Origin of the sequence: Sporomusa sp. KB1, assembly GCF_007830295.1 — a bacterium.
GTDB lineage: Bacteria > Bacillota > Negativicutes > Sporomusales > Sporomusaceae > Sporomusa.
On the sequence record NZ_VLKC01000002.1, the window covers coordinates 3,007,833 to 3,033,979 of the forward strand.

Consider the following 26,147-nt stretch of genomic DNA (forward strand, 5'->3'; position numbering starts at 1 on the left):
TGTGGATAACTTATTTCTAAGTTTTTCCACAGCCCCGCTTTAATTACTGTTCAGTTAAAATTAACGGTCCGTTAGCTGTGATAGCAATCGTGTGTTCATATTGAGCAGAGAGTGTACCATCAACAGTTCTTGCTGTCCAGCCGTTTCGATCTATTTGGCACTGCCATGTGCCGGTGTTAACCATTGGCTCTATCGTTATGACCATGCCTTCCTGCAAGCGGAGTCCTTTGCCCGGTTTACCATAGTGGAGAACAACCGGGTCTTCATGAATCGTTCGTCCGATGCCATGGCCGCAAAAATCTCTAACAATGGAGAAGCCTGCGGTTTTCACACAGGTTTGTATAGCATGGCCAATATCCCCTAGCCGGCTTCCAGCCTGTGCTTGTTCAATGCCTTTGTACATAGATTCTTTAGTGATTTGCAACAGGCGTTTTGCCTCAGCAGAAATATTGCCGACTGAATAAGTCCAAGCTGAGTCGGCAAGGGCGCCGTTTAAGTTAACAACAAAGTCAATTGTTACAATATCGCCGTCTTGCAGTGGTTTGCTATTAGGAAATCCATGACAAATTTGATCGTTAACAGAGGCACAGGTAGCATATTTATAACCCAGATAACCTTTTTGCTCAGGCGAAGCGTTCCGGTTTGCTAAATAATCTTCAACAAACTTATCAATTTCTAATGTGGCAATACCCGGCTTGATAATTTTTCTGATTTCCTGGTGACAACAAGCCAGCATTTTACCTGCTTCATGCATCATTTTTATTTCCCGCTCGCTTTTTAATTCAATCATACGAGGTATTCCTCCTCAATCAGCATAATTTTAATAAATTTTTCGAGATTAATGAAATTATATATATATGTATATTATATGGATTTAAAAATTTTAAACGACCTCCTTTGCTTCTATAGATTGGTTGGCGAAACCACATTTATAAAGACAAAGGAGGCCTTTTTTCAGTTGTGATTATCCCTAAAAAAGGGGTTGAAAAACACATGAGTTATGAATGTTTCTATTAGACGTCCTAGTTACCGCTTGATCATTGGAACAAACGGTATTATGGGAAATTCGATGAGAAGAGAGGGAGCGTATTATGGGAACTGTTGCTATCGGCATGCCTGTTTATAATGGGGCGAAGTACATACAGTCAACCTTGCAATCGTTGCTAAATCAGACTTTTTCCGATTTTAGCATTCTTATCTGCGATGATGGTTCGACAGATGGAACGTTAGACATCTGTCATGCTTTTGCGGCCAAGGATAAGCGCATTAAAATTATCAACAATGAGACCCGGCTGGGTGGGGCCAGGAATTTCAATAAAACGTTTGACTTATCTGATGGAGAGTTTTTTATGTGGGCAAGCCAGGATGACATTTTTCACCCGGACTATATTGCCAAGTGCTTAAAAAAACTCAAAGAATCGCCTGATTGTATCCTGGCGCTCAGTGAAATCGATTTTATTGATGAATATGGCAATAGTCGCGGCGCTGTTGATTACAGCAATATTGGCACCGCAGGGATGCCTGTGGAAATGCGCATCCGGGAAGTTTTCCGCAGAGTAGGCTGGTGGGCTATTTACGGTATTATCCGGCCTGAAATGCTGCGCCAAACCAAAATGTACCGGGGTGAGTTTGCGGGCGATGTTGTTTTAATTGTCGACATGTTATTGCAGGGGAATATGGCCAAAGTAGAAGAACCTTTATTTTTCTATCGCTTGCCACTGAATCCGGGAACAGTGGAACAAAATTTGCAGAGTATTGACCATACAAAAAAGTTGCCTGATAAACCATATACTGCTTTTTTGCAGTCGGTAATCAGATGCATTGCCGAATCAGACCACAGTATAGAAGACAAGTTAAAAACGATTAATGTCTTAATTTGGACGATAGCGAACGAGAACGGGTTTATTAATGAAAAGTTAATTTATGAAAATATGTCCGACTATGTTTCTTTAGCACTGAGGAAAAATTTATGTCTTATGAATTCCTGATTGTTGGCAAAAATGGGAGGTGAATAAAAGGTGGCAAAAAAATACGATTTAGCTGTTGCTTACCGGATATATCCAGGAGTATCAAAAGTTCCACCGGTATTTAGTGATGATAAGTATATGTTATCTGAGCTATGTTTAAAGTCATTTAAAGAATCCTTAGGGTCACTTAAGGTAAAGTTGTGGGTGCTGTTAGATAATTGTCCAGCCAAATATACAGAGTTATTTAGAAAATATTTTGATGATGACTGCCTGGAATTGATTCAATTACCAGGAGAAGGCAATGCTGCTACCTTTAATCTGCAGCTACACATACTACTGGGACAAAAATATAGTGAATATGTTTATTTTGCGGAAGATGACTATCTATATTTACCTAATCAGCTGGAAAACATGGTTGAATTTATAAGATCTGACAGAGACGTGGATTTTGTTACACCTTATGATCATTTGGATTATTATACGATAAGCTTGCATGACCATCAAAGGACGGTTAAAGCTTTTGGCAACAGACATTGGATGACCGCCGCCTCTACTTGTTTAACTTTTCTTACTACGAAAACTACATTACTTGACTCCTGTGCTATTTTTAATACCTATGTCCAGGGAAATTCGGATGCCGCTCTGTGGCTGAGTCTGACAAAATGCAAAATGTTTGATCTCGCAACCTGCTTAAAATATTTTTCCAAGGACTGGATTGCTTACCATTATCGACTAGCCTGGCATTGGTGCTGGTGGCAGTTACTATTTGGGCGCACCTATAAATTATGGGTGCCAATACCTACCAGTGCGATTCATATGGAAAACCAGTTCTTATCACCTACTATTGACTGGAATGAGTATCTTAAGCAGGAAGCAGCAAAACTGGCCAATGAATTAGGTCAGCAGACAACCTCAACTAAGATATAAATCCGGATACGGCAAAGAAGGGTGGGGAGAAATAATGAATATTTGTGTTATTGGGACAGGCTATGTTGGTTTGGTAACAGGAACATGCTTTGCTGAAATGGGCAATAAGGTTTGGTGTGTGGATGTTGATACAGAAAAAATCGCTAGACTTAAGTCTGGTATATTGCCAATTTATGAGCCGGGATTAAAAGAGCTGGTTATGAAAAATGTTGCTGAAGAACGGCTTGCTTTTTCCACTCAATTGGAAGAAGGACTAAAAGATGCTGTAGTTTGTTTTATTGCCGTTGGTACACCGCCAGGGGAAGATGGCTCAGCTGATGTTTCCTATGTTTTAGATGCTGCCAGCAACATTGGTGCGACTATGAATAAATATCTGATAGTCGTAAATAAGTCTACTGTGCCTGTTGGCACTGCCGATAAGGTGAAAAATATTATCAAACAGCAATTGACAGTACGAGCTCAGGCTGACTTAGAATTTGATGTTGTATCAAATCCGGAATTTCTTAAAGAAGGGGCGGCAGTGGCAGACTTTATGCGTCCTGATCGAGTTGTTATTGGTACAGATAATGTGCGAACCGCAGAACTGATGAAGCAGCTATATGAGCCCTTTAGCCGCAATCAGCAGCCAATTTTAATTATGGACATTAAATCAGCCGAGATCACTAAATATGCGGCAAACGCCATGTTGGCAACCCGCATCAGCTTTATGAATGAGATTGCCCAGTTATGCGATAAAGTCGGCGGCGATATTGCCAATGTACGTTTGGGAATTGGTTCAGACAGCCGTATTGGTATGCAGTTTTTATATGCCGGTTCGGGGTATGGCGGGTCATGCTTTCCCAAAGACGTAAAAGAGCTTGTAAGTACAGGTTGTAAGAACGGAATAGCAATGGATGTTGTAAGTGCTGTTGAAGCTGTGAATGAGCGTCAGAAATATTACCTGGTGGATATGGTGAAAAAACGGTTTGGTGAGGCTTTAAATGGCAGAAGGTTTGCCCTTTGGGGTCTGGCCTTCAAACCCCAGACAGATGATATGCGCGAAGCTCCTTCGATCACGATAATCAAATCATTAATTGACATGGGGGCAACCATTCAGGCCTATGATCCGGAAGCCATTGAACAGGCGAAAACAGTTCTTGGGGATTATGCGGCAAGTATTACCTATAGTAAAGATATGCTGGAAGCAGTACAAAATGCAGATGCGTTGCTAGTGGTTACCGAGTGGCGGCAGTTCCGGCAGCCTGACTTTGTGGAGATAAAAAGCAAAATGAACCAGCCGGTTATCTTTGACGGCCGGAATCAGTATCGAACTGAACAGATGGCGAGGCTCGGGTTCGAGTATTACTGCATAGGGAGAAGCTGCTATGTGCAATAAGCGAATTCTGGTTACCGGTGGCGCCGGCTTTATCGGCGCTCATTTATGTGCAAAGTTATTGCAGCAGGGCCATGAAGTCATTTGCCTGGATAATTATTTTACCGGCGCGAAAGCCAATGTGAGCAGCCTGTTAAACAATTCCCGCTTTGAGCTGGTAAGACATGATGTAACGTTACCGCTGCACTTCGAAGTAGATGAGATATATAATCTGGCCTGCCCGGCGAGTCCGGTACATTACCAGTATAACCCGGCCAAAACAACACAAACCAGTGTCTTAGGGGCAATCCATGTTCTTGAACTGGCGCGTTTTCTGAAAGCCAAGGTCTTACAGGCATCTACCTCAGAAGTATATGGCGATCCTGCCATTCACCCTCAAGACGAAAGTTATTGGGGTAATGTAAATCCGATTGGTCCCCGTAGTTGCTATGATGAGGGCAAACGCTGTGCGGAAACGTTGTTTTTTGATTATCATCGTCAGTATGGCGTAAATAGTAAGGTTATCCGCATTTTTAACACCTATGGACCATTGATGAATTTAGCCGACGGCCGGGTGGTGAGCAATTTTATTGTTCAAGCTTTGCAAGGCCAGGATATCACTATTTATGGCAACGGGACACAAACAAGGTCTTTTTGTTATGTGGATGATCTTGTTGAAGGAATGATTCGCATGATGGCGACAGAAAGCGGCTGCAGCGGTCCGGTTAATTTAGGGAATCCTTGTGAGTTGACGATGCTTAAATTAGCCGAAAATGTACTTAGGTTAACTGGTTCTAAATCAAAGCTGGTGTTTAAATCCTTGCCTCAGGATGATCCCAGACAACGTCATCCGAATATTGAATTAGCTAAATCAAAGCTTGCCTGGGAGCCTAAAGTGGCTTTGGAAGAGGGCTTGCAAAAGACAATTGCTTATTTTCGCAAGGTATTAGCATTTCGCAGTTTCAGAGAGGAGCGATTGTTTTGAATACCACTCTCCTTAGGCTCATTACCAAGCTGCAGAATCGTAAGATTATGGTCATCGGCGACATGGTAGCTGATGTCTATGTTGAGGGGAAAATATCCCGCATTTCGCGGGAAGCGCCTGTGCTTATTTTGGAGCACATGGCAGAAACTGTTGTTCCGGGAGGAGCCGCCAATGCTGTGCATAATACGGCTGCCTTAGGCGGCTGTGTGTACGCCGTAGGCGTAGTTGGCGAAGATTATGCCGGACAACAATTAACGCAGCACTTACAAATGAAGCAAGTTAATACAAATGGAATAATTATTGACCCCTCACGCCCCACAATTACGAAAACCCGGGTTATGGCCGGTGGACAAGCCACTGTACGGCAACAGGTTGTGCGGATTGACCGGGAAAAAAAAGAACCGCTATCAGGAAGCGGGCTGCAGGCTGTGAAAAATTATATCTTATCCCATATTGAAAATATGGCTGGCGTAATCCTCAGCGACTACGGCAGTCAGACTGTACTGCCCGGCATTATACGCAGCGTTATTGACGGCTGCCAGAGGGCCGGAATTCCCTGTATAGTTGACTCGCGGTATAATATTAAGGCCTATACCGGTGTTACGGTAGTTAAACAAAACGAATCCGAGGCCGCCGCAGCGGTGGGGTACGAGATCGTTGATGAAAATACCCTGGTTACAGCCGGCTGGACTATTCTTGAGCGTCTAAATGCCCAAGCCGTGCTGATAACCTGTGGACCGGACGGCATGACGCTGTTCGAGGCTTCCGGGAAAGTTTCGCAGATTCCTGTGACCAATAAAAGCGCAGTCTACGACGTTACCGGCGCCGGCGATACGGTAGTGGCAGCTATGATCCTGGCCTTGGCTGCCGGCGCATCGTATTTGGAGGCGGCGCGATTGGCCAATTTCGCGGCAGGTATTGTCGTCAGAAAGCTCGGCACAGCCACTACTACACCAGACGAACTTGCGGCAGCGATCAGCAGGTATCAATATCAAGTGTAACACTCTGTGCGGCTGAAGCCGTGGGATTCTTAGATGATTAAATTGATTTTTTAGGATGTATATGATATGAAAACGGTGCAGCGTGATCAAATTAAAACGATTGCTGATACGCTTAAAGTGGCCGGCAAGGTTGTCGTATTTACCAACGGCTGTTTTGACCTGCTGCATAGCGGCCATGTCCGGTATTTAGCAGCGGCAAGAAGGCTGGGTGACTGCCTGATTATTGGTCTAAACAGTGATAAATCGATAAGAAGGCTAAAAGGAATGACCCGGCCGATAAACGGGCAAGAGGACAGGGCGGAAGTATTGTCCGCTTTGGCTGCAGTTGATTATGTGGTTATATTTGGTGACAATACTGCCACAGGATTGGTGGCGGCAATAAAGCCGGACATTTATGTCAAAGGGGGCGATTATCGTATTGAGGACATTCCTGAAGCCCAAGCAGTCTCAAGTTACGGCGGTAAAACAGTGTTAATTCCCCCTGTTCCCGGGCGGTCGTCGAGTAATATAATTAACAAAATAGTAAACATAATCCCCACCTAACATGTTAGGTGGGGATTATGTTTACTATTTTGTTCCCGTAACTCCCGTAACCCTTCGGCCTTTGCTGGAAAAAGCGTTTCGCAGGAGAAAAGCCGGGCGGTATTCCGTTAAAAAATCCGTATAAAAAACCCAAAACCCCCGGGTTTCCCGAGGGCTTCCGTGGGTTGGTGATGAGACCATGGCAGTATAAGTATCTCATTCATATACATTCAACGGAACGGAAAAATTAAACGATCAACGAAGGCCCCGCTTTTCTAATTCTTGTTCGGTACTAACCAACTGAATGCAAAGAGCCAGCAATTCCATAGCTTGTTTTAAATCGGCTAATGGCGGGAATGTGGGAGCAAGCCGGATGTTTTTATCTTCCGGGTCTTTCCCGTAAGGAAAGGTGGCGCCGGCAGGGGTAAGTATGACCCCGGCGGCAGCGGTTTTAGCTACTACCTTTCGGGCACACCCGGGCAGTGTGTCAAGACTTATGAAGTAACCACCCTGTGGTTTGCTCCAGGCAGCCAATCCTTTATCTCCCAACCCGGCCTCCAGAGTCTCCAGCACTAAATCAAACTTAGGCTTGAGAATGGCTGCATGGCGGCGCATATGAGCTTGAATTCCAGCCAGGTCTTTAAAAAAGCGGATGTGGCGCAGCTGGTTTATTTTATCAGGTCCGATGGTTTGGATGCTGATTTCTTTTTTTAGCCAGTTGATATTACTCTCACTGCCGGCTACCATGGCAATACCGGCACCGGGAAAGCTGACTTTGGAAGTGGAACCGAATATAAAAACCCTGTCAGGGTGCCCGGCTTTTTTACAGGCAGCAAGAATATTTACTAAGCAGGGCGGGGTAGCGGTCAGGTGGTGGATCGTATACGCGTTATCCCAAAAAATCCGAAAGTCGGGTGCTTTGGCAGGCATGGCTGCCAGTCGTTCCACCACAGCAGCAGAATACGTGATGCCGGAGGGATTGCTGTATTTGGGCACACACCAGATGCCTTTAATTGACGAATCGGCGGCTACCAATTGTTCTACCTGATCCATATCCGGACCGTCGTGCAAATAGTTTATGGGAATCATTTCAATGCCTAAATATTCGCAGACAGCGAAATGCCGGTCATAGCCGGGGCTGGGGCAGAGAAATTTTACTTGCGGCAGTTTCCCCCAGGGAGTGGTACTGTCCGGCAACCCGCGCAACATAGCCCGGGCAATCAGATCATGCATCAGTGTCAAACTGGAATTGCCCCCGATTATGATTTCGCCAGGGCTTACTTCCAGGACCTGGGCGAAAAGTTCTTTGGCTTCCGGGATGCCGTCCACTGCGCCGTAAGTTCGGCAGTCAATACCATTGACCGCTTTATAATCGTTTTCCTTGAGACAATCAAAAAGTCCGGCAGACAGGTCTAATTGTTCAGGACAGGGTACGCCGCGGGACATATTCAGTGTAAGCTTTTGTGCCTGGAATTTTTCATAACTGCTGACCAATGTAGAATAGTGCTCTCGCAGCAGCAGGTCATTCATTTCGTTCAACTTGCTCATTGTGCATCGCTCCTTTGTATTCATTATACAGAATTTTCTAGAGGATGGGAATACATTTGACAATTGCTTTTTCTAGCGATATAATTAATGCAATTAAGATAAAATATAAAAACATCATTGCTGACTGGTAAGAATCAGAGGCTATATTCCGTTATAGGGGATATGGCCTTTTTATTATACACTGGTTTCGGTGTAGATATTGTTAGTGTCAGGCTGATTGGAATAACCAAAGGCCAGGATTGCTTTATAGGCAATCCTGGCCTTTGGTTATTCTTACAAAAAGTTAAGGAGGGGAAAACTATGACAAGGTTTTTAGTGGCAGCGTTTTTGGTATTTGTATTGGGAATTGGCGCTTTATATGCCGGATTCAATCGGGTGCCATTTCGACAGGAGGGGGCTCATGAAATGCACAACTCGTCACAGTCGTCAGTTATTATCACTGGTGGCAACGTGTCTCCATTACCTATAATACCAAATGGTAAAGCCTAAGTTCAAAGTGAAAAAAGGAGTTGGGTTTATGACAAAATATAAGTTATTTTCCTGGAGCGCACTTCTTATTAGTATCGCGCTGCTGATTTTGCCCAGACTTATTCCTATCTGCAATGGGCTTATGAAAAATGGCAGTCCGATGAGCTGCCATTATACTTATCAGGCAGAATTTATTTTTGCATTGCTTGCGGTAATTCTCGCCAGTGCTTTGTTTGTATTGCGCACAGAGGAAGCTCGTTTATTAACCGGGTTTATACTCTTGCTTATAGGAATTATAGTAATTGTCCTGCCGCAGCCATGGGCGAGCGGTATTTGCCAGGCGGGCGGATGCATGAAGACAGCTTTTTTCAGCAATATCGGCGGCGGTTGGCTAGCTCTGTCCGGAGCAGGAATTGTATGGCTGACTGGAAGAAAAGCAGGCTAGTGAATGAAGGCTATGAATTGTTAGGAGAGACTCGATTATGATATTTCTTATCTGGAAAAGCCTGTTGCATCGCCGGCTGCAGAGTATTGCTATTATTGTTTCCATTGCCGTCGGAGCAGCTATTGTCTTTAGTATTGGGGCTATGTATAAGGGAGTTTCATCAGGTATGGAGCTTTCTAAACAGCGTATGGGAGCAGATATTGTTATTGTACCGTACGGGGTGACTCTTGAACCCAGTTTGCTCTTATTTGGCGGGGCAACTGCCAATTCGTATATGCCAAAATCGTATGTAGAGGGTGTGCGAAATGTTCCCGGAGTTCGTACGGTCACACCACAGTTTTATACTCACTCCCTGACTGCTGACTGTCATGATATCGGGACTCAAAACCGAATGATTGGTTATGATTCGACTAATGACTGGATTATCGCGCCCTGGCTGAAGAAGGTACACAAAACAGAGCTCACTGATGACGAGGTTATCTTAGGGGCGAAAGTACCTACTTGGACCCAGAATAAAATATCGATTTTAGGCAAGTGGTACAATATTGTTACTGTAGCCGAAGAAACCGGGACAACGCTGGATTATTCTTTGCTTGTCAGTATGAATGAGGCCAGACGGGTAGTTGCCAGGGATACTTCACTTAAACAGGTTTGGGCTAAACAGGGGCCGCCGTCTGAACTGATTTCAACCATTTTGGTGCAGGTTGATGAGGGCGCAGATATCAATACAGTGGTAACTGATATTCAAAATGTTGGCTTAATGAAGCCGATTGTAGCCGCAGAGGTTAAAAAACGTATTGCTGACCAGTTTACTGTGTTTGTATTCCTCATTGGTGGTGTTGGTTTATTGACAATATTGACATCCTTATTGCAGCTTTTTTCCCGGTTTTATACGTTGACGTGGGAACGGCAGGCGGAATGGGGCCTTTACCTGGCTTTTGGTGCTACCGGGCGGGACATTAGCGCAGTTATTGTTGGCGAAGCGGCGGCAGTATCCCTGACAGGATCAATAGCCGGTCTGCTGCTTGGCGGCGGCTTGTATAAAGGAAGCCTGCAACTACTGGAAGCGTATCAATCTTTTCCTTTTGTTCAGCCATCCTGGGAGGTTATTGCTGCTATGGCCCTAGGTATTACGGTGCTATTCACCGGGTTAGGCGCTGTAGCTGCCTGGCTGCCAGCTTATCGGGGAAGCCGAATTGATCCAAGTGTTATCATGACCAGAGGCGAATTTGACTGAAGGAGATATACAAAGGAGAGCTTCCCTAAGCTTAGTTTAGGAAAGCTCTCCTTTGATTTGCTTTTGCCGTTAATGTGCGTGGCATACAGCAATCCACTGCTTTTTTTGCTTTAGTAACCACTCAGTCACCAACGCTGTAAGTTCATCATGTTTGCCGGTAAAGACATGGTCTGCCTGGATACGGGCAATTTCTTTTTCGCCGTGGTAGCGGTCATATAAGCTTTCTGAACCTGACGCTGGTACAACGATGTCTTGCTGGCCATGGACAATGAATAGGGGGGAACGGTGAGACTCGATTTGTGTTAATGGCTCATAGCGATTTTCCAGCAAATCATTAACAAAGTTGGGACTAAGGCTAAACCCTTTGCCCAAAAAGTTGGCGATAGTTTGGCCTGCAATTGATTGCTGCCATAGCTCAGGTCCTAATATGATATTTTGAAAATTTTTGATAGGCTCTGTTACCGGAGCTAACGCTACCCGGCCAGCAATAGTGTCATCATCATGACTAAGAACAATTAGGCCGCCAAGGCTATGGCCTAGCAAGTACACTGGCAATCCTTCAAATTCCGGGAGGTTTTTCACCCACTGGATGACATTGTGCAAATCTTCCCGCCAGTTTTTTATGGTTGTGTCATTAGCAAAATCCCCTTCGCTTTCACCTGAACCGGTAAAGTCAAAACGTACTGCTATGAGACCAGCTGCTTCAAGGGCATTTGCCACATGGAGCATTAACTGATTGGAACCGACTTTTTCGCTGGTAAAACCATGGCAGCAGATGACAACCGGAGTTTGCGTTACAGTAAAACTATGGGCCTGAATCATGGCGGAAAGCTTGCGGCCTTGGCTGAGTATCCATTCATGTTGTTTCATGGTATATTTCGCTCCTTTAAAATAAGATAAGGCCCAAAAACAATTATCCATTGTTTTTTGGGCCTTTAGTTTATCTAATCAGCTTGAATATTAACTTGTAATTTATTATACCAGTTTTTTTAGCGGTTGTAAAGTTAATCTGTTCGAAAGAAAATGGGGATATCTAAAAGCTGTAACTGGTTTTCAGCCAGATAGTGCGTCCTGGTTCATTTATTCGTACGGTAACAGGCAAACCAAGATTAGCCATAGATGAGCTCACAGACTTGCTGATAAATTCGGCATAGGTTTTATCAAATATATTGTCTATACCAGCACTGATTAGCAGGTTTTTGATAGGTCGGTAGGATAAATTTGAAGATAAAATGCCAAAACCAGCAGAGGGACCAATATCAAACCCTATTTCATTGCCATTGTCTACAGCAACGCGCTTTTGTGCGGCAACACCTCGCCAGAGGAGTCCGGCACCAAACTTATCTTTGGTATAATTCAGGCTTAGGGTAGCTTCCAGTGGTGCTATCTGCGGCAAAGGACCGCCACTGGTATCATTTTTACCGCGTACATAGGCTAATGTGGCGATGGCATTCCAGTTGTCGGACAGCGAATAGGTGACCTGGCCTTCGCCGCCGTATAATGTTGCATTACTATTAGTACCCGATGTTTTATTGGTTGTTTTATTGGTTGTTAACAGAATAAAATCGTCAATTTTGGAATAGAACAGTGACAGGCTGGATTTTAATTTGCCTGATTGATAAACCAGGCCAGTATCAAATTGTGTGTTTTTTTCCGGTTTTAGTGAAAATGTTTTGTTTCTTTCCCACCAGTCGGCTGGTCGTTCGGCATGACCGATGCCAAAATAGGTCGTGAGGGGGGCAGTTGTTGAATCATGCTCGTAGCGTACGAAAGCACCATAGGTTTTATTACTGTCACTGGCAAGGCTACTGGGATTTTCATTTTTAACATCAAGCGAATCAATTCGTAACCCGCCTTTCAGCCGTGATTGTTTGTCAATACTATGGGTAATATCACCGAATATACCAATGTTTTCAAAGGTCATATCCGGTGTGCGGATCTTGGCTTTATAACTTTTTCCGCCGCTGCGGCTGGTATGTTCATTTTTCTGGTAATCAATGCCGACAATTGCAGTTGTGCTTGGGTTCAGCGTCAAATCGGCTGCCAATCGGGCGCCTGTTGTTGTGCGGTCAGGGTTGCTGGCCATGGCCATACCACTAGGCGTCCGGAATGAATAATTGTCCATGACATGATCGATGTAGTTGTGATAGGCATTAAAGGTAATACGGTTTAGGTGAGAGGAGAGATTATTTTTTTCAAATTTGAAACTATAATTGCTGCGGTCAAACTTTGAACCGTCCATTGCCCGGTCGGCATATGCGGCCTTAGCTTTGCTGGTATCTGCTGTAATTTCATAGAGTGTGTTGACATCCGGGGTATAACCGAATATTCCTGTCAGGCTGTTACGGGTGTAAAAGGAATGGACTTTATTACCGCTGCCATCTGAATAATCATCTGCATGAGAACGGGATCTGATGATTCGTACATAACCTTTAGTATCGCCGGAGGTTATATCCAGAAGTTCATCATTTCGGCCATTACTGCCTGTCAACAAGCTGCTGTAGACGCGTGCTCCAGGCTTTTCAAAACGGGGTGTAATCCGTTCAAATAGTACGGTTCCCGCAATATTGCCACCGCCATATAGTACGGTTTCCGGCCCTTTTAACACGGTAATCTTACTGTAGGATTCAGGGAAAATGTATGCAGTGGGGGGATCCATCCGTCCGCCGCAGCCTCCCTGCAGGTAAGTCCCGTCAAGTAAGATATTGAGACGTGTACCGCCCAGGCCTCGGAAGGTGGGGTCAGTACCTGATCCACCTTTACGTACGGCAAAAAATCCGGGAATGTTTTTTAGGTAACCACCGCCGTCATTGGCCGGAACCGGTTGACGGGGCAATTTGGGATCTGTTTCCACAGCCAGTGTATCTGTTTCGGCAGGAGCGGTGACTACAATTTCTTCAAAGGTAAAGGTTTTTTCCGTTTCCCTTTTTTCTTCGTCGGCGGCCAGGACAATTGCATTGTCTACGGGAGTGGATAATAAAAATAAAACAAGAAATATAAAAGTACTCATTTTGTTCATGTAAATAATCCTCCTGTTTGAAATTTTGGTAATAGACTCGCTAAAAAGTGGTATTGATAACCTCCTTGCGTCTGGTAGTTTTGCGGTTGAAAAAGTAAAAGGCCGGATTTGTCAATAGACAAATCCGGCCTTCAGTTAAACTAATCAACCAGAATTAGAAGTAGTATAAAGTTGATAACTTACAAAGTAATATAGTAAATTGTATATTCATAATATCACAAAGACAAGGGGGTGTGTCTACTGTCCAAAAGTACTATTATTTATCGCTGAAAGTACTATTGCTTGCTAAATCACAGATGGCAATGCAGTGGTTAGATAACAATATTTGTAGTATCAGAGTTGACAAATTTTGCATTTGCCAGTACATTCAAAATAACAATGCCACATAATGGGAACTAAAAGCAGTAGACAGTTTATTGGAGGGCTTTTATGGATATACGAAAAATGAAATGGATTTCGGCGTTGATAGCAGCCATATTTATTGGTGCCTTTGAATTCATAAGACATCAGTTTTTGCATGTGATTTCTATGGAGTGGGGCAATGTTTTGGTCGCCGTAGTAACCGGAGTACTGGTCTTTTTATACTTTCATGGTATTTCCGCTATGATAGAGAACCTCTATGGCAAGCTGCAAAAGGAAAAAGAAGAAACGGCAGTTTTGCAGGAACGCTATAGAATTGCCCGTGAAATTCATGACAGTGTGGCACAAGCATTATTTTTTATGAATATCAAAATGGTGGAGATTGAAACAGCTTTGCGTCAGCGACAGGAACCATGGGTTGCGATAGGGGAAGTAAAAGAGGCCATTAGAATGACAGATACCGATATACGGCAGCATATTTTTGTTTTGCAGAAGGTTCCGCAGGAAAAGATAAATTTGCCGGAGGTTGTCCGGCAATACATTGCCGATTTTCAGAAAGATAGCGGCATAAAGGTCGATTTGAGTGTAGCAGAGAATGTTGGTGACAGTCTAAGTTTACAGGTTAAAAATAAATTGTTTCGTATATTGCAGGAACTGCTGCAAAATATCCGCAAACATGCAGGCGCCAGACACGTGAATGTCAGTCTGCAAAGGGAAGATTGTCAGCTTTTCATGATAGTTGGCGATGATGGCCAAGGGTTGCCGATAGATATTATAAAGAAACAAGGTTTGTCTTTTGGCTTGAAACTTTTGGAGGATGATGTTAGGGACATTGGCGGTCGGTTGAAACTGGAGAGTTCCCCAGGTCAGGGGACGACAGCCACGATTCGTTTGGATGTGAAGGGGAAGAAGCTCTATGAGCATTAAAGTATTGGTTGTGGATGATCATCTGTTATCGCGCAAAGGGATTGTCAGTATTCTTTCAACTCACCCGATGTTTGACATTGCCGGCGAGGCGACAGACGGACAGGAAGCTTTGGAAAAGGCTCGGATGCTTATGCCTGATATCATTTTAATGGATATTAATATGCCGGGTATTGGCGGCTTGGAAGCCACAAGGCTGATTAAAGAGGAAATGCCGTATGTAAAAATTGTTATTCTAAGCGTGTCTGACGATGTGCAGGATTTTTTCGAAGCCATCAAAAAGGGTGCCCAAGGGTATCTTTTAAAGAACATGGAACCAGAATACTGGATTGATTATATTATCAGCATTGTACAAGGAGAAGCTCCTATCTCCCGGGCGCTGGCGACTAAAATATTACAGGAATTTTCTATTCCAAAGGCTAATATGTTAAGTAACAAGGTGTCAGAACGGGAACTGGAAGTGCTGCAATTGGTTAGCCAGGGGATGGGCAACAAGGAAATCGGAGAAAAATTGTGTATTAGTGAAAGTACAGTTAAAAACCATCTGCGGAACATTATGGACAAGCTTCATTTGCAGAATCGAATGCAGCTAATTGCATTTGCCTATAAGAATGGATTAATCTCTTTCTAGACAAGTGATGAAATAAAATTCTAAAAACAAGCAAGCATAACGTTCGCCTTTGCGAAGTTATGCTTGCTTGTTTTTCGTAACCAGTATGTTGCTTTCGAACAATTTATTTAGATTGATCTTAGTACGCGAGTCAAGACTCCCGCCTCTACAGGCGGCGTTAATTCAGGTGGAGTAGACTCTCCACCTGAATTCCCAATGTTTCAGCTATGCTGAAACGAGTTTACTCGTTTTCGTCCTTGCAGCAGCATTTCTTTTTTGGTGGTTTAGCTTGGTCAGTATCGGCATCAGTGTTAGCTGCATACGCAGCAATGGTGGGAGAAGGCGGACTGATTGCCGCTGCCGGGGCAGGTGACGCGGTAGTAACAGCACTGGTAAAAGTGAACATAGCAACTAGCAACCCCAGAAAAGTGATTTTTCTAGTCATAAAGCGGTAGCTTCCTTCCTTTATATAGACTGATTGACAGCTAGGGAAATTCGCTTAAGTCCTTCCGCTAACAGCGGGCGCGGGCAGCCAAAATTAAGGCGCATAAAACCAGTACCCTGATGACCAAAGGTTACGCCGTCATTAAGCCCTACCTTTGCCTTTTGCGCAAAGAACTGGACAAGCTCAGGTTGGGAAAGCTTTAAATTGCGGCAATCCAGCCAGGCTAAATAGGTACCTTGTGGTTTGTCAACGTTAATTGATGGGATATTGGCAGCAATATATTCTGTCAGATACTGGGCGTTGCCTTCAAGGTAGACTAACAACTCATCAAGCCACGGCGCCCCATGGCGGTAAGCAGCTTCCAGAGCGGTGATACCAAATACATTGCTTTTGCTGATGCCCAATTGCTGGACAGTTTGAGAAAATTGACTGCGTAATTTGCTATTCGGAATAATAGCAATCGAGGTATATAGGCCAGCGGTGTTAAATGTTTTGCTGGGGGCGGTAAGCGTGATTATTTTGTCGTCACTGTCAGTGTCTAAGGAAGCCAGCGGTATATACTGATGGCCGGTATACACTAAGTCGCCGTGAATTTCGTCTGTCAGCAGCAATACATTGTTTTCCAGGCAGATTTTTACCAGCTTGGTTAGCTCTGAGCGCGACCAAACCCGGCCAACTGGATTATGCGGGTTGCATAAAATTAGCATTTTGGCTTCACGGGCTTTTTCTGCCAAGTCATCAAAATCTATGGTATAATTGCCAGCTTCATAGACTAAGGGGTTTTCCAGCACAATGCGGCCCTGGTTTTGTACACTGGAAAAGAAGGGGGGATAAACCGGGGGTTGGATAATAACTTTATCGCCCGGCTTAGTAAAGGTCTGCACTGCCAAGGTTATAGCAGTTACCACTCCAGGAGTACTTACCATCCATTCCGGATTGGTTTTCCAGTTATGGCGTTTATCCAGCCAGTCAGTTACGGCATCATAGGCATAGGAATGGGGAGACGGGTAACCGAAAACGCCATGCTGAACCCGGGCGGCGAGCGCTTCGTTTACGGCCGGAGGCGAAGGGAAATCCATGTCAGCCACCCAGAAGGGCAGCACGTCCTTGGAACCAAAGAGGGCAGGAGCGTCATCCCATTTGGTACTGCCGCTGTTGTGACGCGCAATCACAGTGTCAAATTTGTCAATGTTGGAGTTAGTCATTATATCACCCTTATTCATAAAAAGTAAGTCAATCGCAAAATGCTGGTATACAAGATACAGAAAAAGGCTAAAGTACGTCTGGTAGAGACGGTACTTTAGCCTTCAGGAACTCTGATCAGCTAAATGAAAAGCTAACAATATATGATTACAGGTTAACATTCATAAAGAAACTTGTCAAGAAATTATATAAAATTCCTTCAATTAGTCTTTTGAAGTATGAAGATAATCTGCTTGACAAGCAAAGTAAATTATATTATTCTTTAAATGAGAATGATTCCTAATCTCGTTTAAGAAATTAATTCTCTTATATCAGAGAAGACTGCAGTTACATACAGAATAGGGACTCCGCATGTCTGTTTTGGGTATGGTGAAAAGTATATTATAAGTTCACGAGGCTGGTTTATAAAAATACACATAGTGAAAGGTTAGGTTATTATATGTCAATTGTAATAGTAGGGGGGGATTATCTAGGCGGTATTGAAAAAAATTTGTATTCCATAGGTGTTACTGAATTGGTACATATTTCTGGACGTAAGGCTTTGGATAGAAACAAAATGAACTTACCCAAGAATACTGCTTTTGTCTTGGTATTTACTGATTACGTAAATCATAGTGCCGCTAAAAATGCCAAACTTGTAGCTAAATCACAATCAATTCCGTTGGTTTTTGCCAAGAGATCATGGCGAGCTATTGAGGGAAAACTTAGAGAAAGCAAGTTTATATAATACTCCAAAAATGACTTGTACTAACATGCTGCTGCGGAATTTAAATATTGCATTTGCTCATTGGAATATATGGTTTTTGCTGTGGATGCTAGGAGATAATTTAGTGGATAACGGGCAGAGTGTTCAAAATACTTCATACGAATCTCATCTTGGCAAGTACAGGAAACTTGGAACAAAACTCGCGGTTATTAAATGATATGTAATATGGTCAGTGAGAGCAAAAATGTCCCTCTGAATTGTTATTTTGAGGAGGGAGAGAGTAATGCAAATGACCGTATTTATTATTGAAGATGCAAAATTTATGAGGGAAGTGCTGAAACAAACGTTAACTAGGTTCGGCTATCGCGTGGTGGGCGAGGCTTCAGACGGCAAAGAAGGTGTAACCCAATAGTTAAGAAAACAGCCAGACGTTGTTATGATGGATATTGGTATGCCTGGAATGGATGGATTAACGGCACTAAAAGAGATAAAAAAGATCGACAGTAATGCCAAAATAATAATGTGTAGTTCTGTCAATAAAGCAGTGGTGATAGTTGAAGCCATAAAAGCGGGAGCAAAAGATTTTGTAATAAAACCAGTAGAGCCGAAGCGATTGTTTTTAGCTATTAATAAAGTAACAGGTAACTACACTACCCATATTTTTAAAAAACTGATGTCCTTACGTAGAGCAGTGAAGCCAGATGGTTGCAAGTTATATATAGATAGAGGCAAGAAGTACAGGAGTCGGTTAAAATTAATTTGCTAAAATGAAACTATTAGGAGGATTAGTGCGTGAAGAAAATTACGGTTATTTATTGGAGTGGAACGGGAAATACGCAAAAGATGGCAGATGCTGTGGCGCAAGGTGTGGCTGAGACAGGCGTCGATGTAAAGGTCTTGCCAGTTGACAAAGCATCCAAAGATGATGTGCTAAACGCCGATGCGGTAGCTTTTGGTTGCCCGGCAATGGGAGATGAAGTTCTGGAAGAAACGGAAATGGAACCGTTTATAAAAGCCTTGGAGGGGGAGGATTTGTCGACAATACCTTTAGTATTGTTTGGCTCTTATGATTGGGGTGACGGTCAGTGGATGAGAGAATGGGTAGCGAGAATGAATGCGCAGGGCGCTAAACTTGTGGAAGAAGGGCTGATTACACAAAATACTCCAGACAAATCAATTCTTGTTAAGTGCAGAGAAATAGGGGTTAAACTCGCATCCGCTACTGTCTAAATGGGTATAATCTAGCTTCCCATCCAAGTAAATATTAAACTGCAAAATACAGTCTGTCCAAATTATGAGCGGCATCAAACATTGTCAAGTAAATGATTATGTAGAGAGCCTCATCATATGGCTGGCTGTTTTTTTGTCACCTTTTTTAGATAGTGGTGATAGCCTTCGATGACGGTTGTCGTGTAAATCATCCTGTGGATTTCATGGGGCGAATTCATCGCTATCATATTTTGCAAGCAATCGGCGCATGACGTTTTCTGAAAAGAGGCCGTTCTCTAAATCCCTTTCTGTGTCCCATACATTCCATCCTAGTTCTGAGAGTAGTTCTGCATCGTTCACAGCGAAAGGAATTTTAGCTTTAGCTTGGCTGTAATTGCTAAGGTCAGAAGGATTTCAAATGGGATTTTTTTATTGTCAGAACGTTTATCTTCCAGACAATCCTCCAAAGGTGCTAGAAGGTTTTTCTGCTTCATGGTCAAAACGATGGTATCAATCAAATTCGGTAAGCTTAAATCAGCAGCATCGATATGTCCGCTTTTTATAGCATTCAGTACACGTTCTTTATCTTTTTGGCAAAGTTGCATCATATCAGGATCACTCAATTGCTATAATGAGCTTTGTTTTTCAAAAGACTGAAGTTGAAGATAAAATCTATAATTAAAAAATTTCAGAAGTACCTTGCATTTTTGGCAAGTCGAGATTATAATAAAGCTCAAGTTAATTTTTTAAAAATAAATAAGACTGATTGGTGGATAAACCGAAGGTCAGAATAACAGTTCTGTGGAGCTGTCATTCTGACCTTTCTTTGTTTTCTAACAATCTGGGAGGAGTAGCACATGAGTAAAAAAATTAAACAAATTGCTATTTATGGTAAAGGAGGGATTGGTAAATCAACCACAACTTCTAACATTAGTGCAGCATTATCAAAATTAGGATATAAGGTAATGCAGTTTGGTTGTGATCCGAAAGCTGATTCTACCAATACACTGCGCGACGGTTCATACATTCCGACAGTACTTGATACGTTGCGTGAAAAAAATAAGGTACAACCAGAAGATGTTATTTATCAGGGTTTTAATGGTGTGTACTGCGTGGAAGCAGGCGGGCCGGCTCCAGGTGTTGGTTGCGCCGGACGGGGAATTATTACAGCCGTACAGCTTTTAAAACAATTAAAAGTATATGAAGAACTGGATCTGGACGTTATTATTTATGATGTTTTGGGCGACGTGGTGTGCGGGGGTTTTGCCGTACCAATTCGCGAGGGCATTGCGGAGCATGTATTTACCGTATCGTCGGCTGACTTTATGGCCATTTATGCGGCGAATAATCTATTCAAAGGTATTAAGAAATACTCCAACTCGGGTGGAGCGCTGTTGGGTGGTTTAATTGCCAATTCGATCAATGCTCCCTATGCAAAAGAGATTGTCGATGATTTTGTGCAACGGACGCAAACGCGGGTGATAGAGTATGTTCCACGCTCAGTAACAGTGACTCAGGCCGAGCTTCAGGGAAAAACAACCATAGAGGCTGCGCCTAATTCAGAGCAGGCTAAAATCTATAGCCGGTTGGCCACGAAAGTAATAGAAACGACGGAATCTAAAGTTCCAGCGCCGCTGGAAACGGCTGAATTACGCGAGTGGGCATCCACATGGGCTGATCAACTGCTGGCTATTGAAACGGGTGAGGTTCGAAGTGTTGCGGCTGGTATCTAAAGGATTTTGAGAACGAGGTGAATAGTATGGGCTGCGTATGCTCTGGCACATTAAGTGCTGATACTCTGGAAAAAACCAATAAGCATCCCTGCTACTCTGCGGATGCTCATCATAAATATGCCCGGATGCATTTGCCGGTAGCTCCCCGGTGCAATGTCCAATGTAATTATTGTAACCGGAAGTTTGACTGCGTAAATGAAAGTCGTCCGGGTGTCACTAGCGAGGTCTTGACACCTGCTCTTGCCAGAGATAAATTTTCCTGGGTGAAAGGCGAAATTGAAAACCTTAGTGTAGTTGGCATTGCCGGACCAGGTGATGCGCTGGCTGACTGGCCGTCTACTAAGCAGACGATTGAAAATATCAAAGCCATTGATCAAACAATTACTTTTTGCTTATCGACTAATGGATTATTGCTGCCAAAATATGCTTCTGAAATTGTGGCCTTAGGCATTAGGCATGTCACTGTGACTGTTAACACCTTAGAGCCGGCTATCGGTGCCAAAATTTATAAGTTTGTGTCTTATCAGGGTAAACACTATGTAGGCTCTCAGGCTGCCGAGTTGTTGTTAGCCAATCAATTGGCAGGTATTGAGTACTTAGTGCAGCATGGGGTATTAGTTAAAATCAATATCGTTATGATTAAGGGAATTAATGACAGGGATATACCGGCGGTAGTCAAAAAGGTAAAGGCGTTAGGGGTATTTGTAACCAATATTATGCCGCTGATTCCTGCGCCTGGCAGCGCCTTCGAACATTTGCCCCAGACCAGCATGAAAGAACTTAATGCGCTAAGGAATGTTTGTCAACTGGATATTCATCAGATGCGGCACTGCCAGCAGTGCCGGGCTGATGCCATCGGGCTGCTGCACGAAGATCGTTCTCAGGAATTCCGGATGTGCAACCATGCGCCTGATAGTAAAACTGAAGCATCTGAGCCTAAGAAGGTATATCAGATTGCCGTGACATCAAAATATGGGAAAATGGTTGACCAGCATTTTGGTCATGCGACTCAATTGCTTATTTTTCAAGGCGATGGGCAGGACTTTCAGCTCCGTGAGACCAGGAACGTAGGTCAGTATTGTGCTGGTATGGCAGAATGTGATGTAGAGGATATGGCTTCTGGGCGAGAACAGATCATTGAGGCATTGCAGGATTGTAATGCGGTGCTAACCATGCGTATTGGTTATCATGCTAAAGAACAGTTAGGGAAAAAGGGTATCTTTATCTCGGAATATTGCGATACAGTAGAAAATGGCCTTCGTTATACCGCAAGTCAAATTGCGGAGTTGGCAAGCAGGCAAGTCAGTGGGTAAAACCAAAGGCATGAAGTTCGCGATTAAACGGTAGGAGGATTGTAGACATAAATCAAAATTTGAAGCTATGAACATCTGGCTGGCTGAAAGCTGGAGGCTGTTTTCCATATGTAACGTGGAAGACAGCCTTTTACTATATATAAAAATAAATAGAAGGAAGCCGCCCTCCCCGACCAAGAGTTGAGCGACTTCCTACCCGGCACACCTCATGGGAGAGGTCTACCTTGCTATAAGTATAGCATTGGTTAACCTCTTCATGCAAGGTGCGGCATGAAGGAGGTTTTTTTTATGCTTATCAAAGTAAGCTAAGTACTTTGATCCGAATTTACTTATAGGAGGAGGAAGAAATTTTGAAAAAGTCAATTTTAATGTTATTCTCGGTTCTATTGATAATGAGTAGTGTTGGTACGGCCTTGGCAGCAGCCGATTTTTCTGATGTACCTGCCAGGCACTGGGCCTATGACGCTGTTAAACAACTACAACAGGATGGTTTATTTGATGGATACGGTGACTCTACATTTGGTGGTGATAAGCCTTTGACACGATATGAGTTTGCCGTAGTGACCGCACGCGGGCTGCAAAATTATACTAAGGCCAGTGCTCAGCAGAAAGTGCTGCTTGATAAGCTTTCAGTAGAATTTGCCGCTGAACTCAACAATATTGGTGTCCGCTTAAATAAGTTAGAGAAAAACCAACCCAATCTTAAATTTAGCGGAATTGCTGAAGTGCGTTATACCTCCCAAGACAACAATGGTACTGTTGCTTCTAGTGTAGGCGGTGCCTACCGGCTCAGGCTAAATGGCGTGGCTAAAGTTGATAATACTACTAGTCTTGGTTTGCGCGTGACCTCAGGGGTTACGAAAGCAGGTACCAAATATAAATATGCTGGTGCAACTTTTACCGGTTTTGGATCGACTTCAGCGGCTGATGATAACAAAAATACCGTTACGCTGGATAGGGTCTTTCTGACTAGTACTATTGGTGCTTTCAAGACTACCATTGGTGCTCAAGAACTGAAACTGGGTACTACGGCTTTCATCGTAGATAATGGCTATACCAGTTTTGATGGTGCAAAGTTTGAAACTAAATTCGGCGACATTAATCTTGTCGGCAATTGGGGCAGGCAGCAAAAGAATGGAGCTGCAGCGGCAGGCTATAAAATCGGCACAAACGGTACCATCGTTGCTACTGCTGCCATTCCTGCTGCAACCATTGACATCGCCTCTTTAGAGGCTTTTGCAACGAATGGCAAACTTACTTACGGAGCTGGCTATGCTGCCCTCAAAGACCGGGGTGACATACATACTACTCTGGCAGAATATCTTTATGGTAGTGCTAACTATGTATTTGAACCTAATTTTTCCCTTGGCGGCGAGTATGTCCAGAACCAGCAATCAGATACAGATAAAAATGCCTGGACTGCTATAGCTACTATTGGTGATCAAGCCATTGTAAAAGGTGGTCAGAAAAACCTGGTTATAAAATATTATAGTGTTGGTAAAAACTCTATTAGCAGACTGACTTCTTATAATCTGCAAAACAAGGCTAAGAGTGGCACGGAAGCATTCTCAGACGTAAGAAATTTAAAAGGCCTGAATATTACCTATAACTATGGTTTTAGTCCAAATCTGTCAGCCTATGTGGCCTATCAAAAACTGACTGATAAAGAGGCTGCTGCTGCCGATGACCGGGGATATCATTTTTACCGCGTTGCGGTCGTTTCCAAATTTTAAGGCACTAAACCAGTTTAGCTGTTAATTTAAAAATATATGAGAATTTAAATAAAAGTATATTGACAAATGTTCACCAGGAAGTATAATTATAACTACTAGATATTCTAAGAATGAATAGCTGATCAGAGAGACTGAAGGCTAGGGTATTATCCGTGAGGATATGCCTTGGCCTTTTTATTTTTCTTTGAAGGTTGGGTGGCAATGAAGTTGTTGCTATTGTCGAATTGGTGTTAAAAGTGAACTTGTTTCAGCATAGCTGAAACATCGGCGGGTTCAGATAGGGTTTACCCCACCTGAACAAACGCCGTCTGCAGAGGCGGGAGTCTTAACTCGCCGCAAAAGATAAAGAGTTGGCTGATCAGTCGAGCATACTGAAGGCAAAGATTATCCTAATCAGGAATGTATCTTTGCCTTTTTACTTACGCAAATTCATGATATTTTTCTGGCAAGGTAAGCGTTCGTTTGCTGAGTACTGCTTAATTTTAGTTAATGACAAAATATAGGGGGATGATTGCTATGTCTAAAATTGCCAACAGTATCACTGCACTAATCGGTGGTACACCATTACTCCGTCTGAATAAAGTAACCGAGGGGACTCAGGCCGAGGTAGTGGTTAAACTAGAGTCATTTAACCCCGGCGGCAGTATTAAAGACCGCATCGGTTTTAGTATGCTCAAAGATGCCGAAGAAAAGGGACTTATCAATAAAGATACGGTAATTATTGAGCCTACTAGCGGTAATACAGGTATTGCCCTGGCTTTTATTGCTGCAGCCAAAGGGTATCGTCTGATTCTGACTATGCCGGAAACCATGAGTGTGGAGCGGCGCAGCCTGCTAAAGGCGTATGGTGCGGAATTGGTTTTGACCCCTGGTGCAGCAGGCATGAAAGGGGCGGTATTAAAGGCAGAGGAGTTGGCTGCTGTAACACCAAATTCATTTATTCCCCAGCAGTTTAACAATCCGGCGAATCCTGAGATTCACCGGGCAATTACCGCCGAAGAAATCTGGCAGGATACAGATGGTAAGGTGGATGTTATTGTTGGTGGTGTCGGTACAGGCGGTACAATTACCGGTGTTGGCGAAGTACTTAAAAAACGTAATCCCAACGTCAAGGTGGTGGCAGTGGAGCCTTTTGATTCCCCTGTTCTTTCCGGTGGTCAGTCTGGCCCTCATAAAATTCAGGGAATTGGGGCTGGTTTTGTTCCTGCTGTGCTGAATTTGGATATTGTTGACGAAATCTTTAAAGTGAAAAATGAGGAAGCAATTACTACTGCGCAACGGTTAGCTAAAGAAGAAGGAATATTGGTCGGAATTTCTTCCGGTGCGGCAGCCTTTGCCGCCTTGCAGCTTGCCAAACGCCAGGGAAATAAGGGAAAGGTGGTAGTGGCAATTTTGCCAGACACAGGCGAGCGATATCTTAGTACGGTTCTTTTTGCGGAAAAGTAATCAGAAATTTTTTCTGGATTAACTATAAAAGGGGGAAACCTTATGTCTACGAGTCAAGGGGCGGCCGCAGTGGTTGCGGGGACTGATGACAAAATCATTGCCCGCAATATCCGGCGTGTATACCAAATTAAGCGAAGCCCAAATGAAGAGGCTACAGAATTCGAAGCAATTAAACAATTAGATCTTACTGTTAAGCAAGGAGAGTTTCTGGCTATTGTTGGACCAAGCGGCTGCGGTAAGTCAACCTTTCTGGATATGATTGCCGGGTTAGCCAAACCTAGTTCAGGAGAAATATTTATGGACGGTAAATTGATTACCGGTCCGGCCCTCGACAGGGGAATTGTAATGCAGGGCTATGCGCTGTTTCCCTGGCGGACAGTGAGAAAAAATGTTGAGTTTGGGCTTGAAATCAAAAAAGTACCGCAAAAAGAGCGCCAGGAAATCAGTCAGCAATATCTTGAATTAGTGGGACTGAAAAACTTTGAAGATCGATATCCCCATGAATTGTCTGGCGGGATGAAACAACGTGTGGCCATTGCCAGGGCATTGGCCTATGATCCGGAGGTTTTGCTCATGGATGAACCCTTTGCGGCAGTTGATGCTCAGACCAGAGAAGTTTTGCAGGAAGAATTGCTGCGCATTTGGGAGAAAACCAGGAAGACGATTGTTTTTGTTACTCATGGTATTGATGAAGCCGTATTTTTGGCAGATCGGGTAGCGGTAATGACTGCCAATCCTGGAACCATTAAGGAAATTGTCGATATTAATCTCCCCAGGCCGCGTGATGGTATTCGTTCGTCAGCTGATTTTGGCTGGGTTCGTCACAAAATATGGGAATTGCTGCAGAATGAACATTTTACAGCAAATAAGACACAAGCGGCTCAACAAAATGTGGCTGATTCCATATCTTCGTCAGCAGCTTTGTAATTGTACTGCAAGTTTATCTTACTAGTGCGGCATTAGCTGATCAGATATACTGAAGGCTAAGAGACTTA

Annotated in this window: 26 protein-coding genes and 1 pseudogene; 20 read left to right on the top strand and 7 right to left on the bottom strand. The window is 43.5% G+C overall.

From position 1 onward, the window contains the following. Positions 1–43: 43 nt before the first annotated feature. On the bottom strand, positions 44–790 hold the full coding sequence (map, locus tag SALPA_RS17585; protein WP_145096891.1) for a type I methionyl aminopeptidase: 747 nt from the start codon (positions 788–790) through the stop codon (positions 44–46). A 301-nt stretch (positions 791–1,091) separates the two neighbouring features. On the opposite strand from map, the gene SALPA_RS17590 reads away from it, so the two are divergent. From SALPA_RS17590 to rfaE2, 6 genes are all read left to right on the top strand, one after another. Beyond that, positions 1,092–1,988, top strand: a complete 897-nt coding sequence (locus tag SALPA_RS17590; RefSeq protein WP_145096894.1) for a glycosyltransferase — start codon at positions 1,092–1,094, stop codon at positions 1,986–1,988. A 30-nt stretch (positions 1,989–2,018) separates the two neighbouring features. Beyond that, entirely contained in the window at positions 2,019–2,894 is an 876-nt protein-coding gene (locus tag SALPA_RS17595) for a glycosyltransferase (RefSeq protein ID WP_186451115.1), read from the top strand. 34 nt (positions 2,895–2,928) lie between these two features. Next, on the top strand, positions 2,929–4,269 hold the full coding sequence (locus SALPA_RS17600; protein WP_145096897.1) for a UDP-glucose/GDP-mannose dehydrogenase family protein: 1,341 nt from the start codon (positions 2,929–2,931) through the stop codon (positions 4,267–4,269). Continuing rightward, entirely contained in the window at positions 4,259–5,230 is a 972-nt protein-coding gene (locus tag SALPA_RS17605; RefSeq protein WP_145096900.1) for a UDP-glucuronic acid decarboxylase family protein, read from the top strand. The genes SALPA_RS17600 and SALPA_RS17605 overlap by 11 nt, the downstream gene beginning before the upstream one ends. Further along, a complete protein-coding gene (locus SALPA_RS17610) occupies positions 5,227–6,231 on the top strand; it encodes a bifunctional heptose 7-phosphate kinase/heptose 1-phosphate adenyltransferase (RefSeq protein ID WP_145096903.1) in 1,005 nt (334 codons plus the stop codon). Before SALPA_RS17605 ends, SALPA_RS17610 begins: the two co-directional genes overlap by 4 nt. Positions 6,232–6,297: 66 nt before the next feature. Continuing rightward, a complete protein-coding gene (gene rfaE2, locus SALPA_RS17615) occupies positions 6,298–6,774 on the top strand; it encodes a D-glycero-beta-D-manno-heptose 1-phosphate adenylyltransferase (RefSeq protein WP_145096906.1) in 477 nt (158 codons plus the stop codon). Positions 6,775–7,008: 234 nt separating this feature from the next. Here rfaE2 and SALPA_RS17620 read toward each other — a convergent pair whose 3' ends face one another. Further along, positions 7,009–8,301 (bottom strand): aminotransferase class I/II-fold pyridoxal phosphate-dependent enzyme, encoded by a 1,293-nt coding sequence (locus tag SALPA_RS17620; protein ID WP_145096909.1) that lies wholly within the window; start codon positions 8,299–8,301, stop codon positions 7,009–7,011. A 300-nt stretch (positions 8,302–8,601) separates the two neighbouring features. Here SALPA_RS17620 and SALPA_RS17625 point away from each other — a divergent pair, with 300 nt between their 5' ends. From SALPA_RS17625 to SALPA_RS17635, 3 genes are read left to right on the top strand one after another with little or no spacing between them, the layout of a single operon-like run. Beyond that, a complete protein-coding gene (locus SALPA_RS17625) occupies positions 8,602–8,790 on the top strand; it encodes a hypothetical protein (RefSeq protein WP_145096912.1) in 189 nt (62 codons plus the stop codon). Positions 8,791–8,818: 28 nt separating this feature from the next. Next, entirely contained in the window at positions 8,819–9,214 is a 396-nt protein-coding gene (locus tag SALPA_RS17630) for a DUF4418 family protein (RefSeq protein WP_145096915.1), read from the top strand. A 37-nt stretch (positions 9,215–9,251) separates the two neighbouring features. Then, positions 9,252–10,451, top strand: a complete 1,200-nt coding sequence (locus SALPA_RS17635) for an ABC transporter permease (protein ID WP_145096918.1) — start codon at positions 9,252–9,254, stop codon at positions 10,449–10,451. A gap of 69 nt (positions 10,452–10,520) precedes the next feature. Here the strand turns inward: SALPA_RS17635 and SALPA_RS17640 are convergent, their stop codons facing one another. Together SALPA_RS17640 and SALPA_RS17645 are read right to left on the bottom strand one after the other, a co-directional pair. Next, positions 10,521–11,321: an alpha/beta hydrolase gene (locus SALPA_RS17640; protein WP_186451116.1), complete on the bottom strand. Its 801-nt coding sequence runs from the start codon at positions 11,319–11,321 to the stop codon at positions 10,521–10,523. A gap of 163 nt (positions 11,322–11,484) precedes the next feature. Continuing rightward, complete coding sequence (locus SALPA_RS17645) at positions 11,485–13,470, bottom strand: TonB-dependent copper receptor (RefSeq protein WP_145096923.1); 1,986 nt, start codon at positions 13,468–13,470, stop codon at positions 11,485–11,487. 429 nt (positions 13,471–13,899) lie between these two features. On the opposite strand from SALPA_RS17645, the gene SALPA_RS17650 reads away from it, so the two are divergent. Continuing rightward, the gene (locus SALPA_RS17650) at positions 13,900–14,757 is read left to right on the top strand and encodes a sensor histidine kinase (RefSeq protein ID WP_145096926.1); all 858 of its coding nucleotides are present in this window, start codon (positions 13,900–13,902) and stop codon (positions 14,755–14,757) included. Beyond that, a complete protein-coding gene (locus SALPA_RS17655; protein ID WP_145096929.1) occupies positions 14,747–15,385 on the top strand; it encodes a response regulator transcription factor in 639 nt (212 codons plus the stop codon). The genes SALPA_RS17650 and SALPA_RS17655 overlap by 11 nt, the downstream gene beginning before the upstream one ends. Positions 15,386–15,605: 220 nt before the next feature. Here the strand turns inward: SALPA_RS17655 and SALPA_RS17660 are convergent, their stop codons facing one another. Together SALPA_RS17660 and SALPA_RS17665 are read right to left on the bottom strand one after the other, a co-directional pair. Beyond that, on the bottom strand, positions 15,606–15,809 hold the full coding sequence (locus tag SALPA_RS17660; protein ID WP_145096932.1) for a hypothetical protein: 204 nt from the start codon (positions 15,807–15,809) through the stop codon (positions 15,606–15,608). Positions 15,810–15,829: 20 nt separating this feature from the next. Then, positions 15,830–17,032 carry a MalY/PatB family protein gene (locus SALPA_RS17665; protein ID WP_255451248.1) on the bottom strand — a complete coding sequence of 401 codons (1,203 nt, stop codon included), beginning with the start codon at positions 17,030–17,032 and terminating at the stop codon, positions 15,830–15,832. 419 nt (positions 17,033–17,451) lie between these two features. On the opposite strand from SALPA_RS17665, the gene SALPA_RS17670 reads away from it, so the two are divergent. The 4 genes and pseudogenes from SALPA_RS17670 to SALPA_RS17680 all read left to right on the top strand — a co-directional run bounded on the left by SALPA_RS17670 (position 17,452) and on the right by SALPA_RS17680 (position 18,948). Beyond that, positions 17,452–17,739 carry a DUF2325 domain-containing protein gene (locus tag SALPA_RS17670; RefSeq protein ID WP_145096937.1) on the top strand — a complete coding sequence of 96 codons (288 nt, stop codon included), beginning with the start codon at positions 17,452–17,454 and terminating at the stop codon, positions 17,737–17,739. A 262-nt stretch (positions 17,740–18,001) separates the two neighbouring features. After that, the gene (locus SALPA_RS31580) at positions 18,002–18,130 is read left to right on the top strand and encodes a hypothetical protein (RefSeq protein WP_255451249.1); all 129 of its coding nucleotides are present in this window, start codon (positions 18,002–18,004) and stop codon (positions 18,128–18,130) included. An 18-nt stretch (positions 18,131–18,148) separates the two neighbouring features. After that, positions 18,149–18,484: pseudogene (locus tag SALPA_RS17675) on the top strand (response regulator); the annotation flags it as partial. 26 nt (positions 18,485–18,510) lie between these two features. Further along, entirely contained in the window at positions 18,511–18,948 is a 438-nt protein-coding gene (locus tag SALPA_RS17680) for a flavodoxin (protein ID WP_145096940.1), read from the top strand. A gap of 335 nt (positions 18,949–19,283) precedes the next feature. On the opposite strand, the gene SALPA_RS17685 is transcribed toward SALPA_RS17680, so the two are convergent. After that, positions 19,284–19,550 carry a hypothetical protein gene (locus SALPA_RS17685; protein WP_222428032.1) on the bottom strand — a complete coding sequence of 89 codons (267 nt, stop codon included), beginning with the start codon at positions 19,548–19,550 and terminating at the stop codon, positions 19,284–19,286. Between the two features lie 234 nt (positions 19,551–19,784). Here SALPA_RS17685 and nifH point away from each other — a divergent pair, with 234 nt between their 5' ends. From nifH to SALPA_RS17710, 5 genes are all read left to right on the top strand, one after another. After that, positions 19,785–20,660 (top strand): nitrogenase iron protein, encoded by an 876-nt coding sequence (gene nifH / locus SALPA_RS17690; RefSeq protein WP_145096946.1) that lies wholly within the window; start codon positions 19,785–19,787, stop codon positions 20,658–20,660. 26 nt (positions 20,661–20,686) lie between these two features. Further along, a complete protein-coding gene (gene nifB / locus SALPA_RS17695) occupies positions 20,687–21,973 on the top strand; it encodes a nitrogenase cofactor biosynthesis protein NifB (protein ID WP_145096950.1) in 1,287 nt (428 codons plus the stop codon). 350 nt (positions 21,974–22,323) lie between these two features. After that, entirely contained in the window at positions 22,324–23,706 is a 1,383-nt protein-coding gene (locus SALPA_RS17700; protein ID WP_145096953.1) for an S-layer homology domain-containing protein, read from the top strand. Between the two features lie 516 nt (positions 23,707–24,222). After that, positions 24,223–25,152, top strand: a complete 930-nt coding sequence (gene cysK, locus SALPA_RS17705; protein WP_145096955.1) for a cysteine synthase A — start codon at positions 24,223–24,225, stop codon at positions 25,150–25,152. A 42-nt stretch (positions 25,153–25,194) separates the two neighbouring features. After that, positions 25,195–26,079, top strand: a complete 885-nt coding sequence (locus SALPA_RS17710; RefSeq protein ID WP_145096957.1) for an ABC transporter ATP-binding protein — start codon at positions 25,195–25,197, stop codon at positions 26,077–26,079. Positions 26,080–26,147 lie beyond the last annotated feature (68 nt).